Origin of the sequence: Shimia biformata (genome assembly GCF_016888515.1) — a bacterium.
Taxonomy (GTDB): Bacteria; Pseudomonadota; Alphaproteobacteria; order Rhodobacterales; family Rhodobacteraceae; genus Shimia_A; species Shimia_A biformata.
This window is the reverse complement of sequence record NZ_JAFEJK010000002.1, coordinates 67,813-81,251: the sequence shown is the minus strand read 5'-3', so window position 1 is coordinate 81,251 and position 13,439 is coordinate 67,813. Positions and strand designations below refer to the sequence as shown.

13 protein-coding genes are annotated in these 13,439 nt (G+C 61.7%); 7 read left to right on the top strand and 6 right to left on the bottom strand.

Annotated elements, in window-relative coordinates:
- Positions 1-24: 24 nt before the first annotated feature.
- Positions 25-792, bottom strand: coding sequence for an SDR family NAD(P)-dependent oxidoreductase (locus JQ863_RS15590; protein ID WP_204115255.1), 768 nt, complete (start codon positions 790-792; stop codon positions 25-27).
- Between the two features lie 347 nt (positions 793-1,139).
- Here JQ863_RS15590 and JQ863_RS15585 point away from each other — a divergent pair, with 347 nt between their 5' ends.
- The 6 genes from JQ863_RS15585 to JQ863_RS15560 all read left to right on the top strand — a co-directional run bounded on the left by JQ863_RS15585 (position 1,140) and on the right by JQ863_RS15560 (position 6,148).
- Positions 1,140-1,820 (top strand): GntR family transcriptional regulator, encoded by a 681-nt coding sequence (locus JQ863_RS15585; RefSeq protein WP_204115254.1) that lies wholly within the window; start codon positions 1,140-1,142, stop codon positions 1,818-1,820.
- 40 nt (positions 1,821-1,860) lie between these two features.
- Positions 1,861-2,169 (top strand): cupin domain-containing protein, encoded by a 309-nt coding sequence (locus JQ863_RS15580; protein ID WP_204115253.1) that lies wholly within the window; start codon positions 1,861-1,863, stop codon positions 2,167-2,169.
- 114 nt (positions 2,170-2,283) lie between these two features.
- Positions 2,284-3,051: an SDR family NAD(P)-dependent oxidoreductase gene (locus JQ863_RS15575; RefSeq protein WP_204115252.1), complete on the top strand. Its 768-nt coding sequence runs from the start codon at positions 2,284-2,286 to the stop codon at positions 3,049-3,051.
- A 23-nt stretch (positions 3,052-3,074) separates the two neighbouring features.
- Positions 3,075-3,830: a crotonase/enoyl-CoA hydratase family protein gene (locus JQ863_RS15570; protein ID WP_420826283.1), complete on the top strand. Its 756-nt coding sequence runs from the start codon at positions 3,075-3,077 to the stop codon at positions 3,828-3,830.
- Positions 3,831-3,848: 18 nt separating this feature from the next.
- Complete coding sequence (locus JQ863_RS15565; RefSeq protein WP_204115250.1) at positions 3,849-4,334, top strand: MarR family winged helix-turn-helix transcriptional regulator; 486 nt, start codon at positions 3,849-3,851, stop codon at positions 4,332-4,334.
- Entirely contained in the window at positions 4,331-6,148 is a 1,818-nt protein-coding gene (locus JQ863_RS15560) for a feruloyl-CoA synthase (protein WP_204115249.1), read from the top strand. The genes JQ863_RS15565 and JQ863_RS15560 overlap by 4 nt, the downstream gene beginning before the upstream one ends.
- Positions 6,149-6,225: 77 nt before the next feature.
- Here JQ863_RS15560 and JQ863_RS15555 read toward each other — a convergent pair whose 3' ends face one another.
- The 5 genes from JQ863_RS15555 to JQ863_RS15535 all read right to left on the bottom strand — a co-directional run bounded on the left by JQ863_RS15555 (position 6,226) and on the right by JQ863_RS15535 (position 12,060).
- Complete coding sequence (locus tag JQ863_RS15555) at positions 6,226-7,695, bottom strand: NAD-dependent succinate-semialdehyde dehydrogenase (protein ID WP_204115248.1); 1,470 nt, start codon at positions 7,693-7,695, stop codon at positions 6,226-6,228.
- Between the two features lie 112 nt (positions 7,696-7,807).
- Positions 7,808-9,418, bottom strand: a complete 1,611-nt coding sequence (locus JQ863_RS15550; protein ID WP_204115247.1) for a WS/DGAT/MGAT family O-acyltransferase — start codon at positions 9,416-9,418, stop codon at positions 7,808-7,810.
- Between the two features lie 72 nt (positions 9,419-9,490).
- On the bottom strand, positions 9,491-9,934 hold the full coding sequence (locus JQ863_RS15545) for a phasin family protein (protein WP_204115246.1): 444 nt from the start codon (positions 9,932-9,934) through the stop codon (positions 9,491-9,493).
- Between the two features lie 251 nt (positions 9,935-10,185).
- The gene (locus JQ863_RS15540; RefSeq protein ID WP_204115245.1) at positions 10,186-10,971 is read right to left on the bottom strand and encodes an esterase/lipase family protein; all 786 of its coding nucleotides are present in this window, start codon (positions 10,969-10,971) and stop codon (positions 10,186-10,188) included.
- Positions 10,972-11,085: 114 nt separating this feature from the next.
- A complete protein-coding gene (locus JQ863_RS15535; protein ID WP_204115244.1) occupies positions 11,086-12,060 on the bottom strand; it encodes a zinc-binding dehydrogenase in 975 nt (324 codons plus the stop codon).
- A 242-nt stretch (positions 12,061-12,302) separates the two neighbouring features.
- On the opposite strand from JQ863_RS15535, the gene JQ863_RS15530 reads away from it, so the two are divergent.
- On the top strand, positions 12,303-13,385 hold the full coding sequence (locus JQ863_RS15530) for an alcohol dehydrogenase catalytic domain-containing protein (protein ID WP_204115243.1): 1,083 nt from the start codon (positions 12,303-12,305) through the stop codon (positions 13,383-13,385).
- Positions 13,386-13,439: the final 54 nt, after the last annotated feature.

The window sequence follows — 13,439 nt, the reverse complement described above, 5'->3', positions numbered from 1 at the left end:
AGTAATTCCTGCGCCGGGGACCGGTCAGGAAAAGAGCAGACCGCCATTGATGTCGATATTGGCGCCTGTGATGAATGCCGACTCATCCGAAGCCAGATAGGTGACCAGGTTCGCGACATCCTCGGACGAGCCCTCACGTTTGAGAGGGGTGATGTTCGCCACGTGGCTGCGCACTTCGGGTTTCGAGAAGGTGTTGTGGAAGTCCGTGTCGATCATGCCGGGGCAGACCGAGTTGACGCGGATATCCGGCCCCAGTTCCTTGGCCAGACCACGTGTCATCGTCATCACCGCGCCCTTGGACGCAGCATAGGCCACCGCCCCCGCACCGCCGCCATCACGCCCGGCCTGGCTTGCCAGACCGACAATCGCACCACCGGCGGACATCTGCGGCAGCACCGCCTTTACAGCGCGGTAGAATGAGGTGGCGTTCAGGTCCATGACGCGGTTCCAGTGGTCGATATCCATCTCGGCCATTGTCTTGCGCGCCACGAGCCCGCCGGTGACATGGACCAGGATGTCGATCTTGTCGCCAAAGGCCTTGGTCGTCTCGGACACCAGCGCGGCCACGTCATCGCCGTTGGTCATGTCGCCTTGAAGCGCAATCGCGCGGCCACCGGCGGCCCTGATCTCGGCCACGGCGCTGTCTGCGCCCTGGGACGAGCTGTGATAGTTGATGGCGACCGCGGCGCCTGCCTGGGCCAGCCGCATGACACAGGCACGACCGATGTCACGCCCGCCGCCCGTTACAATTGCGACCCTCCCGGACAGGGGGCTGGCTTCCGCTTGGTTCATTCCGTGTTCCTCCTTCGGTGCTTGGCGGACCTGTTGCGCGACCGGTCCCGGCACCTGTTTTGCGTTCGTCAGGGGGGCGTTTTTTCGTGCCGTGGCCGAATGCCCCCCAGCATTCTGTGTCTTGTTCTTCCGACAGGCCGTTTGACCCGAAAAGGAATCTGCAGCGCCATTACTGACTTGCTAGCATTTTAGACAACTAGTATGTTAGCTATGTCAAGACAGAATCGAACTGATCGATACCGCCGCCCGGAAACCCGGACCAAGCGCCCGGCGGGATTGCGCGACAAGATGCAAGATTTGCACCCGTTCCGGGTTCGGTCTAAATGGTGGAAAAGAGAAGGCTATACATGCGGGAACTCTCTGAGATCATTGAGCGGCGGACCACCACCGACATTGTCTTTGAACAACTGCGCGACGAGATTGTGTCGCTCAGGATGCTGCCGGGCACAAAGCTGTCGGAGGTCGAAGTGGCCAAGCAATTCGGAGTCTCGCGACAACCTGTGCGTGACGCTTTTGTTCGGCTTGCCAATCTGGACCTGTTGCTGATTCGCCCTCAACGCGCGACCGAAGTTCGGGGATTTTCGCTGGAACGGATCGCCCACGCCCGGTTTGTCCGGCTTGCGGTTGAGCTTGAGGTTCTGCACAGCGCCTGCGCGGTCTGGGACAAGGCCAAGGCCGACGCTCTGGCCGTCAATCTGGCCGGTCAAAGGACGTCGATCGACGCCGGCGACCACGCAAGCTTCCACCGTTTCGACTATGAATACCACCGGGAGATTTGCGCTCTGTCCGGGCATCCGCTGGCATTCGAGACCATCGAGCAATGCAAGCAGAAGGTCGACCGCATGTGCGTTCTGAGCCTGGGGCGCGATCACGAGGTCGAATCGCTGCTTGACGATCATACCCGAATTGCCGAGGCGCTGATCCGCCATGATGCTGCAGAAGCGACCCGTGTGGCGCGAAAACACCTCAGCCGGCTTGACGACACCATCGACGATGTCGCCCGCAAACACGCGGAGTACTTTGAATAATCCGGCCAAGACGCCGCACTCATTCACAAGGAATTTCATCATGTCCGATTTTCCAGCCGTCGCCGCCGATCCCGGTGTCACGCGCCAGGTTCTTGCCGATCATGCCGACCTTATGGTGGTGTCGTTCAAATTCGAAAATGGCGCACAGGGCTATCGTCACAGCCATCCGCATGTGCAGTCGACTTACGTGAAATCCGGCCGGTTTCAGTTTTTCTGCGGCGACGACACCCATGACCTTGGGCCCGGAGACAGCCTGGTCATCCCCTCGGGGGCGGAACATGGCTGTACCTGCCTTGAAAGCGGAGAGCTGATTGACTGCTTCACCCCGCGCCGCGACGATTTCCTCTGACCGCGGCCTCTGCTGCCCAATCTCCTGGAAAGATGAATGTTGCATTTTTCCGGGTTTGCCTTAATGGTTATGTGAAATAACTATTAATACGCATACCTAAGGGAGATCGATCAAATGAAGATCGCGGGGAAAGTCGCGCTTGTCTCTGGCGGGGCAAGCGGATTGGGAGCGGCGACCGCACGCCGGTTGGCGCGCGAAGGAGCCAAAGTTGCAGTGCTGGACTTCAACCTTGAGGGCGCCAGGGCCGTAGCCGCCGAGGTTGACGGATTTGCGGTTCAGGCCGATGTCGGCGACGCAGACGCGGTTGGCGCGGCCTTTGACGCGGTTGAACAACATTTTGGCAGTGCCCCGATGATCGTGGTGAACTGCGCCGGGATCGGCATGGCAGCACGGATAGTCGGGCGCGAGGGGAAACTGTCGTTTGACGTGTTTGAAAAGACCCTGCGCGTAAACCTGTTTGGCACCTACAACGTCATGAGCCACGCTGCGGCGCGCATGGCCACGCTGACCCCGGACGAGGATGCCGGTGAACGCGGTGTCGTGATCAACACTGCCTCGGTCGCCTGGCAGGACGGGCAATTGGGACAGGCGGCCTATGCCGCGTCCAAAGGTGCGATTGCCTCGATGTGTCTGCCTGCCGCGCGCGAATTTGCCCAGACAGGGATCCGCGTCATGGCCATCGCGCCGGGCCTGTTCCACACCCCGATGATGGAAGGGCTGCCGGAAGAAATCGCGGCCAAGATCACCGCGAACATCCCCTTCCCGCCACGGCTCGGCGAGGCGGATGAATATGCCGCGCTTGCCCAGCATATCGTCGAGAACCCGTTTCTGAACGGCACCACAATCCGGCTGGATGGTGCCGTCCGCCTGCCCCCGCGCTGAAAGAGAGACCGACCATGTCTGACATGCTGAAAATCGAGATCGAAGACCGCATCGCCACCCTGACCATGACCCGCCCCGGCAAACGCAACGCCATGTGCGAAGCACTTCTTGAGGCAATTGACGCCTTTTTCTCGGCCCCGCCAGAGAGTGTCCGCGTGGTGATCCTGACTGGCACCGAGGGGCATTTCTGCTCGGGTCTGGACCTGTCGGAACATGTGCATCGGTCGCCCGAAGAAAACCTGTACCATTCACGCGCCTGGCATCGGGTCATGGACAAGATCCAGTTCGGCGGGCTGGCGGTCGTCTCAGCAATGTTCGGGGCGGTGATCGGCGGCGGTATGGAACTGGCCGCGGCCACCCATGTCCGTATCGCCGAGGAATCGACCATCTTCCAACTGCCCGAAGGCCGTCGCGGGATTTTCGTCGGGGGCGGTGCAACGGCACGGGTCGGCCGCCTTTTGGGCGCCGACCGGATGACCGAGATGATGTTGACGGGTCGCAAGTATGGCGCCGATGAGGGCGTCACGCTGGGGCTGGCGCACTATGCGGTGAATGACGGCAAGGCACTGGAACTTGCTCGGAAACTGGCGAGCAAGATCGCCCGCAACGCGCCCCTGTCGAACTACCTCATGATCCAGTCTATCGCGCGGATCAACGATATGTCGCAGGGCGACGGGCTGTTTGTCGAATCCCTTGCCGCCGCCATGTCACAGACCACGCCGGATGCCGAAGAGGGGCTGCGCGCCTTTCTGGAAAAACGCGCCCCGGTATTCAGCTGAGCCAAGCGAGGAAACCCCATGAAGAAACCCGCCCAAACCTCTGCAACCACGACGGACATCTTGATGGTCAGCGACGCTACGCTGCGCGGCTTCGTCGGCTATCACATGAAACGCGCATTCAACGTCGTGCAGGCCGATCTGGTCCGCACCCTGCAACCGTTCGAGCTGCGCATGCTGACCTATAGCGCGCTGGTGCTGATCGTCGACAATCCCGGCCTGCGCCAGTCGCAACTGGCCGACGCGATGGATATCGAACGCCCCAACCTCGTTGTCATCCTCGACGAGCTTGAAGGACGAGAATTGGTCAGCCGCGACCGGGTGCCAACCGACCGGCGAGCCTATGCGCTGACCGCGACCCCGGCCGGTCAATTGCTGTGCAAAAGGGCTGTGGCGGCGGTTGAAGCGCATGAACGGGCACTGCTGTCGGGTCTGGACGATGCCACCCGCGCCACGCTGGTTGCGGCACTGTCCAAGATCGAAAAAAGCGGGAAATCCCGGGCATGAAACGGGCATCGCTTTTTCAACGACATTCCGTCAACCGAGAGGACCGGGCCGATGGCACCGTCCTGTTGCGATCCAACCACCCGCTGGGTGCGGTTGTTGGCAAAACCGGCGACTGGCTGCATCAATGGGCAGAGAAGACGCCGCAAACCACCTTCATCGCCGAACGTAGCGGTGCGGGTTGGCGGAGCGAAAGTTTTCTTGCGACTCTGGACCAGGTGCGCGCAATTGCTGCATCCCTTCTGGCGCGCGGCATGGGGCCACAGACGCCGATCATCATCATGTCGGGCAATGGGGTCGATCACGCCCTTCTGACTCTCGCGGCGCAATATGTCGGCGTCCCGACTGCGCCCGTGGCCGAACAATATTCCCTGATCCACGGCGCCCATGGCCGCCTGCGCCACGCGATCGACCTGGTCGGGCCGACCATGGCCTATGTGGTCGATGCCGACCAATATGCCGAGGCGCTGGCGCTGGATGCGCTGAGCGGGATCGAGATCGTCGCCACCCGCCCCGGCCAGAACGCCAATGTCACGCCCTTTGCCGACCTTCTGAAAGGGGATGGGGGTGTCGACGTCGACGCGGCTTTTGCGCAGGTCGGCCCCGATACGGTGGCCAAAATCCTGATGACCAGCGGCTCGACCTCGGCGCCCAAGGGGGTGATGACCACGCAAGCCATGATGTGCGTGAACCAGACCCAGATGGCCGACGCGCTGCCGATCCTGCGCGAACACCCGCCGCGGGTCGTTGACTGGCTGCCATGGAACCACGTCTTTGGCGGGTCGCATAATTTCAACATGATGCTGGCGAATGGCGGCAGTTTCTATATTGACGACGGCAAGCCGGTGAAGGGCCTGTTCGACCGCACTGTCGAGAACCTGTCGATGATGACCGGAACGCTTGCCTTCAACGTCCCGGTCGGCTGGGCGATGCTGCTGGACGCGATGCGCAGGGACGCAAAGCTGCGACAGGCCTTCTTTGCCGATCTCGACATGATCTTCTATGCTGGCGCGTCGCTGCCGATGGAGGTCTGGCGCGGGCTGGAGGAGATGGCGCTTGAGGTGAAGGGAGAGATCCCGTTGATGACCTCGTCCTGGGGTCTGACCGAGTCGGCACCTGCACTGATGCTGCAACATGAACCGATTGACCGGCCGGGCGTGGTGGGGGTGCCGTTGGGGGGCGTGACCCTGAAGCTGATCCCGGATGATGACAACCGGTTCGAGGTCCGCGCCAAAGGGCCGAACCTGATGCCCGGTTATTTCAAGGCCCCGGACAAGACCGCCGAGGCGTTTGACGACGAGGGGTTCTTTATCACCGGCGACGCAATGCGGCTGGTCGACCCGGATGACATCGACAAGGGGATGGCGTTTGACGGGCGCATTTCCGAGGATTTCAAGCTGCTCACTGGCACCTGGGTTCGGGCAGCGCAGTTGCGGATGGACATGCTGACCTGTCTCGCGCCTCTTGCCTCGGACGTGGTGATTACAGGGGCCGACCGCGACCAGATCGGCGTGATGATCTTCCCCAACCTTGGGGAACTTGACGCGCAGGGTTTCGAGACGGACGACAAGGACGGCGCGATGACGGGCAGGATGCTGCGCTGCGAAATTCACCGCAGATTGGCGGAACGCGCCCGCGACAACGCGGGGTCATCGACCCTGATCAGCCGGGCGATCATCCTCAGCGAACCGGCCTCGATGCCCGAGGGCGAGATGACGGCCAAGGGCAACCTCAACTTCCGCAAGGTGCTGACCCGCCGAAAGGATCTGCTGGAGCGACTATACGACGACGCCGATCCGGGCACGATTACGATCTAGGCGAGGCTGATCGTTATATGGAAAATGGGCGCGGCAGGTTTGTCCCTGCCGCGCCCGCGTCTTGTCAGACCCGAAGATCAGCCGCCTAAGCCGCCAAGCGCGACGTATTTGACCTCGGTATATTCCGACAAGCCGTGACTGGACCCCTCGCGGCCAAAACCGCTTTCCTTGATGCCGCCGAAGGGAATGGTTTCGGGGAAGATGGCGATGTCGTTGACGCCGACCATGCCGAATTCCAATGCTTCAGAAACCCGGATCACCCGCCCGATATCGCGGGTGAAGAGATAAGCGGCCAGCCCATAGCGGGTATCATTGGCCATGGCGATGGCGTCTTCCTCGGTGCTGAACCGCAGGACCGGGGCGACGGGGCCGAAGATTTCCTCGGCAAAGACGCGCATGTCCTGCGTGACACCATCCAGCACAATCGGTTTGACAAAACTGCCCGTGTCGGGCGCGTCACCCTCATCTCCGACCACTTTCGCACCGCGCGCCACTGCGTCCTCGACCAGCCCCGCGACATTGGCGCAGGCGGTATCGCTGATCAGCGGCCCCAGCGAGGTGCCGCGCACCGCGCCATTGCCCGGACGCAGTCGGGCGGTGGCTGCGGCCAGCTTCTCGACAAAGGCGTCGGCGATGTTCTCATGCACAAGGATACGGTTTGTGCAGATGCACATCTGCCCCGCGTTCGAGAATTTCGACCCCATCGCCCCGGCCACGGCCGCGTCCAAATCGGCATCTTCGAACACGAGGAAAGGCGCGTTGCCGCCCAGCTCCATCGAAACCCGTTTCACGGTCGACGCACATTGCGCGGTCAGCATCTTGCCCACACGGGTCGAGCCGGTGAAGCTGAACTTGCGGATATCGGGATGGGTGGTCAGCACCTGCCCGATGGCGGCGGCATCCAGCCCGGTGACGACGTTGATCACGCCAGCCGGGACACCCGCATGTTCCGCCAGGTCCGCCAGCGCCAGCGCCGACAGGGGCGTCAGTTCCGAGGGCTTCAGGACGACGGTGCAGCCCGCCGCCAGCGCCGGGGCCAGCTTGCGGGTAATCATCGAGGAAGGGAAGTTCCACGGCGTCACCGCCGACACCACGCCAACGGGCTCGTGCCATGTCAGGTAGCGGCGGCCATCGGAATCCTTCGGGATCACCTCACCGTAATGCCGCTTGGCCTCTTCCGCGAACCACTCGACATAGGCCGCGCCGCTGCGGATTTCCGATTTCGCTTCATAAAGCGGCTTGCCCTGTTCGGTGGTCAGGATCAGGGCCAGCGCCTCGGTGTTTTCAAGGATCAGGTCATGCCAGCGGCGCAGGATCAGGGCGCGTTTGCGGGCGGGCAGCTTGGCCCAGTCGTGAAACGCCGCAACCGCCGCGGCAACGGCGGTTTGAGTTTCCGCCGCGCCAAGGTCGGCAACCTGCGCGATGACTTCGCCCGTGGCGGGGTTTGTGACCTCGAAGCGCGCGCCATTGGCCGCCGCTGTCCATGTGCCGTCGATATATGCGTCATGCCGTGCAAGATCGCCCAGGTCGACTGTCAGATCCTTCATGTCTTTCTTTCCCTGTTTGGGAAGCTGCAGATCGCCGGGGACCGGCGCTGCGGCTTTGGTTGTGGTTATGGATGAGTTCGCGAAACAGGCGGCGCAAAGGGGCCGCCCCGGGTCATGCTTTCTTGGGCTTGGTGGCGGGCTGGCGCGGAGCTGACTTTCTTGTGGCTTTTGGTTTGACCGCCGGATTCTTTGCACCCGACTTCTTTGCTGCGGTTTTTTGCAGCGCGGGGTCTGACGTCCGAGCCTTGGTCGCGGCGTTCTTTGACGGAGCTTTCCTGATCGGCACCTCGACCGCAGGGGTTTCCGCTTTGTCGGTGGGGGCCTCCATCGCGGCCACCCGCTTTTTGAACAGGGCGTATTCCTGCAGGAACATCTCGGAAATAGTGTCCGTTTGCTGCACCGCTGCCTTGCCCGACACGATGCCGATATCCAGCGTGTCCCTGTAGCTTTGGGCGGTGATGTTCAGCCCAACGCCATTGTTTGGGATCGAGACCGGGAAATAGTTCGCCATCTCGTGCCCCAAAAGATACCAGGGGCTTGGCGCGCCGGGCACGTTCGATACGATCACGTTCATCGGCGGCGGCAATTGGTCCGCGGCATGGGTAGCATTCATGAACCGTGTCCAGCCCTGCATGATCTGCGGCGCGCCGATATAGCTGTATTCCAGGTGGATCACGTCCTTGACCAGCGCCAGCCGTTCCTTGGCCTCGGTCATCGACTCGGACACGGCCTTGAGGCGCTCAATCGGGTCGCGTTCGGTTGTGGCAAGGCTGGCCAGCATCAGCACGACCTGGTTGTTCATCTTGAAGTCGCCTGCCTTGCGCAGCGAGGCCGGAACCCCGCCGATCAATGGTTCAGCAGGCAAATCCCCCAGCCGTTCGAGATAGCGCCGCAGCGCCCCGCCCGAAAGCATCATCACCACGTCGTTGATCTTGTAGCCCGTGGCCTTGGCCAGCGCCTTCACCTCGGACAGCGGCAGGCTGAGCGTCGAGAAGCTGCGCTCGCGGCCGATGCTGACATTGATCGGAGTGCGCGGCGCGGTCTTGGGTACCTTGGGATGCAGGATGTCATCCACCGCCTTGTGGGTCAGCTGCTCCATCGCCTTCAGCATCTGCGGCGCGTTTTCCAGCATTTTCACCTGCTGCTTCAGAAGCTGCGAATAGGATTCGCGCAGATGCTGCACCCAGTCGGGTTCCGGCTGGCGGGTCTGGCCATGCAGGTTCGGCGGTGCGACTTCGGACCCGTCCGGGGACTGGTCATAGAGAATGTTCATGGTGACGATGCCAGCCCCGCCATCAAGACAGGCATGGTGGGTCTTGGTGAAAAGCGCGAAACCGCCTTCTTCCAAACCCTCGATCACGTAGAATTGCCAAAGCGGGCGCTTGCGATCCAGCGGCACGGCATGCAACCGCTCGACCAGTTCGTTCAGCTGCTTGCGGTTGCCCGGTTTCGGCAGGGCGTTGTGGCGGATGTGGTAGTCCCAGTCGAGATCGTAATCCTCGATCCAGATCGGGTCGAACGGCGCGAAGGCCGAGGTCGACAGGCGACGGTGCAGATAGCTGATCAGGTGAACCCGGTCGGCGATGAACTTGCGGTAATCTTCAAAGATGTTGCCGTCATAGTCGTCACGGGGTTTGAAGATGGCCAACCCAGCCACATGCATCGGGGTCTCGGGCGTTTCATTGTAGAGAAACGTCGCGTCCATGGTCGAAAGATTGGCCATATCCCCTCTTCCTTGCTGAATTGGCCGCGTGGCCGCACCCGTTTCAGGCGCGGACACGCCGAAAGTTGTCGATCACGCCGCGGCGCCGGGCTTGGACAGCCGGTCGATCGCTTCCTTGGCGCGGGTCGAATAGGTCTCGGACGCGTCGCGCAGCGTGTTGACGCGGATCTCGTTCAATTCGCGGATGCCCTGCGTCAGGGTCTCGGCGGCGGATTTCAGGAAATCGCGCTCGATATCGGCTGCAGCTTTCAATTCGCCCTGTTCAAGGATCGACAGGGTCGCTTTCGAGCGTGCGTTCAACAGGTCGCCGGCCAATTGCAACAGGCGGGTGCTGTGCTGGACCTCGCCCTCGATGGCGATGTTGCCGGCGGTTTTGAAATCTGTAGTGGCACGGGCGGCGGCCTCGCGCAGCTGTTCCCCGGCATCCTTGGCCCATGCGTTTACCTTGTCGACGCCGTTCTTGGCGGCATCCGCCGGACTGGATGCGGATTCGGGTTTCGCGGTTTTCTTGGTCATGTCGTCACTCCTGCGATGTGCCAGCAAATCATGGGCGCCCGACCATCGGCACGCCCATATTGCCGCTTTGCGGAATATATTTCCACACATAACAAGCTCCCAAGCACTTTCTATCCGGGTACTTCAATTTGCAGCAGTTTTGTTGCTGCATTGCAGCATTTTCCCTTCCTTGTTCCGGCAGGCGAAAAAAGAACACCCCCGGAGAAAGGTCTCCGGGGGCGCGAACCATAGAATCGGTGCTGGTTGCAGCGTCAGTGAGTCGCCTGAATCGGATCGTGCAGATCAGAAAACATCGCCCGCATGACCGGTGGCTTGGGGTCGAAGGGCGCCCATTCGCCGTCTTTCTGGGACAACCGGTCGGCAATCACTGTCAGCGCCAGCGGGTTATGACCCAGCCCGCAATGGCTGCCTTCCAGCCCGATATTCTCGCACTGCGGGCCTTCGGTCTCGATGCAGCATTCCCACGCCACCACCCCGTCGGTGCGGCTGAAGATCGAGGTCGTCGGCACCTTCGGTGCCGATGCGATGTCTTCGCTCACGCGGACCTCGTCGACGGTGTGGCCTGCCAGTGCCTCGTAAAGCCGCCAGGCGTTTGACGACCGGGGATGGCCCTTGAACGGGCTGCCCAGCGTGATCACGTCGCGCACCATGTCAGGCATGGCCTTGGCCAGTTGACGGGCATAGATGCCGCCCAGGCTCCAGCCGATCAGGCTGACTTTTTGACCATGTTCGTCATAGATGTCCTTGAGCCTCTTCTGCTTCAACTCTTTCAGACCCGGACGATAGCCCTGGTTCGGTCCCAGCGACCAGCCATAGACCGCGTACCCCCGGTTTTTCAGGAAAAGGCGCATCGGCAGGGTCGACATGTCGCCAGCGGACAGGCCGGGCAGCACCAGCACAGGACGCCCGTCCCCTTTTGGCAGTCGCGACAGGAAGGGCAGGGACAGCCCATAGGCGCCGAACTCCCACAGTGCGCGCCATTCCGCGGCCAGAAGGAATGGCGACGGTGGCTGGGCATTCTCTGGATCAACGTTCATGGACCTGTCCTTTCATCTCGGTATTTGCGGAATTTGATTCCGCATTGTGAAAATCCTGCACCCGATGCCAACATAAGACAAGGGAATCCTGTCCTGCCCCCCCCCTTTTCGCAGTCACGGTTTGACGATGACCTTGCCGACGACATTGCGTGCAGCAAGGTCGATCAGCGCCTGTCCCGCATTGGCCAGCGCATAGGTCTTGCTGATCTGCGGCGCCAGTTTGCCGGCTTCGAACCATTCGAACAGCTGGTCGAAATTGGCCGCGTCCTCGGACGGGAACTGGCGGCGGAACGCGCCCCAGAACACGCCGACAATGGCGCAACCTTTCAGAAGGGTCAGGTTGATCGCGACCTTCGGGATCTCGCCCGAGGCAAACCCGACCACCAGCGCCCGCCCATCCCAGGCCATCGACCGCAGGCAGGTCTCGAACATATCGCCGCCGACCGGGTCATAGAACACGTCGACGCCTTTGCCGCCAGTGATCTCTTTCAGCCGCGCGCGCAGGTCCTCGGACGTGTAGTTGATCAGGTGATCGGCCCCGGCGCGGGACGCGGCGTCCAGCTTGTCCTGGCTGGAAGCTGCCGCGATCACGGTCGCGCCCATCGCCTTGCCGATCTCGACCGCAGCCAAGCCCACGCCGCCGCCCGCGCCCAGCACCAAAAGCGTTTCGCCCGGTTGCAGCTTGGCGCGCTGTTTCAGCGCGTGCATCGAGGTGCCATAGGTCATGGTGAACCCTGCCGCGATCTCTCCGGGCATCGTGTCGGGTCGCTTGCGAACCGAGATCGCGTCGACCACGATCTGTTCGGCAAAGCCGCCGGTCAGAGACATCGCCATCACCTTGTCGCCCACCTCGAAACCGGTGACACCTTCGCCAACCGCATCAATGGTGCCCGCAACCTCGCCGCCCGGCACGAACGGCAGGTCGGGTTTGAACTGGTACTTGTTCTGAATGATCAGCGTCTCGGGGAAATTAACGCCACAGGCATCGACGCGGATACGCACCGCGCCCTTGCCGGGATCAGGGGCGTCGATGTCGCGCAGCTTCAAAAGCTCGGGTGGACCGTGTTCCTCGCACAGAATGGCTTTCACGTTTTTTGTTCCTTCATGTCTCCGGCGGGCCTGAATGCGCTGCCGAATTGGTATTTGTTGCGGCATGATCCGGGCATAGAATCTGCCCCTGAAAGATGCTGCACCCGCAGAATAAACAACATTTTCAGTCATTTGCAGAAATATTTTCCGCAAACTTGTAAGTTATTATTTTTCCTTTATTTTTCCAAACACCACACCAAGATTCGGAAAGATCCGATACCCAGTCAACGCGGAGTCGCACCATGCAAACGATCAAGGCTGCCATTTGCCGAGAATACGGAAAACCCCTGACCATTGAAGAAGTCCAGTTGGCCGCACCTGAACTGGGCGAGGTCGAAGTCACGCTTGAGGCGGTGTCGATCTGCCATTCCGACATTTCCTATTGGCAGGGCAAGTTCGGCGGCAGCCTTCCGGCGGTCTATGGCCACGAAGCGGCGGGTAAGATCACTGCGGTCGGACCGGGTGTGAAAGGCTTCGCGGAAGGCGATGACGTGGTTGTCACGCTGATCCGCGCCTGCGGGTCCTGCGCCAATTGCGGCGCGGGCAAGCCGACGATCTGCACCACCACCCATGACGACATGGACGGACCGCTGAAGACCGCCGATGGCGGGCCTCTGATGCAGGGCATGGACTGTGGCGCCTTTGCCGAGAAGGTCGTCGTCGACACCAGCCAGATCGTGAAGATCCCGGCCTCGATGCCCAAGGATGCCGCAGCGCTGTTGTCCTGTGGCGTGATTACCGGCGTCGGTGCGGTCGTCAATGCCGCCGGACTGCGCCCTGGTCAGGACGTGGTGGTGATCGGCGCGGGCGGGGTCGGCCTGAACGCGATCCAGGGCGCGCGGATCGCGGGCGCGCGCCGGATCGTGGCGGTGGATATGACCGAAGAAAAACTGGAAATCGCCCGCGAGTTCGGTGCCACGGACGGCGTTCTGGGCAGTGCGGCGAAACCATGGACCCAAGCGATCCGGGCGATGGGCGGCAAGGCCGACGCGGTGATCGTGACCGTGGGTGCGATCCCTGCCTATGACTCGGCGCCGCGCTACCTGGACGATGGCGGCAAGATCGTCATGGTCGGGATGCCCGGTTTTGGCCAAAGCGCCAGTTACCAGCCTTTGCTGATGTCGGACATGGGCCAGCAGATCATCGGCTCGAAAATGGGCGACACGGTGATCAAGCGCGACATTCCGTGGATGGTGGACCTGTATCAGCAGGGTCGTCTGAAGCTGGACGAGCTGATCTCGGGGCGCTGGACGCTTGATCAGGTGAACGAGGCGATTGCCGACACGATGACCGGCGCGGCCAAGCGCAACGTCATTATCCTATAGTCCAAAAAGCGGGCGGGTCCGGGAAAACAACAAGGACCCGCCCAATCTGTGCCT

What these genes read in the sequence shown, in the direction of transcription:
- JQ863_RS15560 (WP_204115249.1), top strand. Translation starts at nt 4,331, where the DNA reads ATGAAACGGGCATCGCTTTTTCAACGACATTCCGTCAACCGAGAGGAC.
- JQ863_RS15575 (WP_204115252.1), top strand. Translation starts at nt 2,284, where the DNA reads ATGAAGATCGCGGGGAAAGTCGCGCTTGTCTCTGGCGGGGCAAGCGGA.
- JQ863_RS15570 (WP_420826283.1), top strand. Translation starts at nt 3,075, where the DNA reads ATGCTGAAAATCGAGATCGAAGACCGCATCGCCACCCTGACCATGACC.
- JQ863_RS15585 (WP_204115254.1), top strand. Translation starts at nt 1,140, where the DNA reads ATGCGGGAACTCTCTGAGATCATTGAGCGGCGGACCACCACCGACATT.
- JQ863_RS15545 (WP_204115246.1), bottom strand. Translation starts at nt 9,934, where the DNA reads ATGACCAAGAAAACCGCGAAACCCGAATCCGCATCCAGTCCGGCGGAT.
- JQ863_RS15540 (WP_204115245.1), bottom strand. Translation starts at nt 10,971, where the DNA reads ATGAACGTTGATCCAGAGAATGCCCAGCCACCGTCGCCATTCCTTCTG.
- JQ863_RS15590 (WP_204115255.1), bottom strand. Translation starts at nt 792, where the DNA reads ATGAACCAAGCGGAAGCCAGCCCCCTGTCCGGGAGGGTCGCAATTGTA.
- JQ863_RS15555 (WP_204115248.1), bottom strand. Translation starts at nt 7,695, where the DNA reads ATGAAGGATCTGACAGTCGACCTGGGCGATCTTGCACGGCATGACGCA.
- JQ863_RS15565 (WP_204115250.1), top strand. Translation starts at nt 3,849, where the DNA reads ATGAAGAAACCCGCCCAAACCTCTGCAACCACGACGGACATCTTGATG.
- JQ863_RS15530 (WP_204115243.1), top strand. Translation starts at nt 12,303, where the DNA reads ATGCAAACGATCAAGGCTGCCATTTGCCGAGAATACGGAAAACCCCTG.
- JQ863_RS15550 (WP_204115247.1), bottom strand. Translation starts at nt 9,418, where the DNA reads ATGGCCAATCTTTCGACCATGGACGCGACGTTTCTCTACAATGAAACG.
- JQ863_RS15580 (WP_204115253.1), top strand. Translation starts at nt 1,861, where the DNA reads ATGTCCGATTTTCCAGCCGTCGCCGCCGATCCCGGTGTCACGCGCCAG.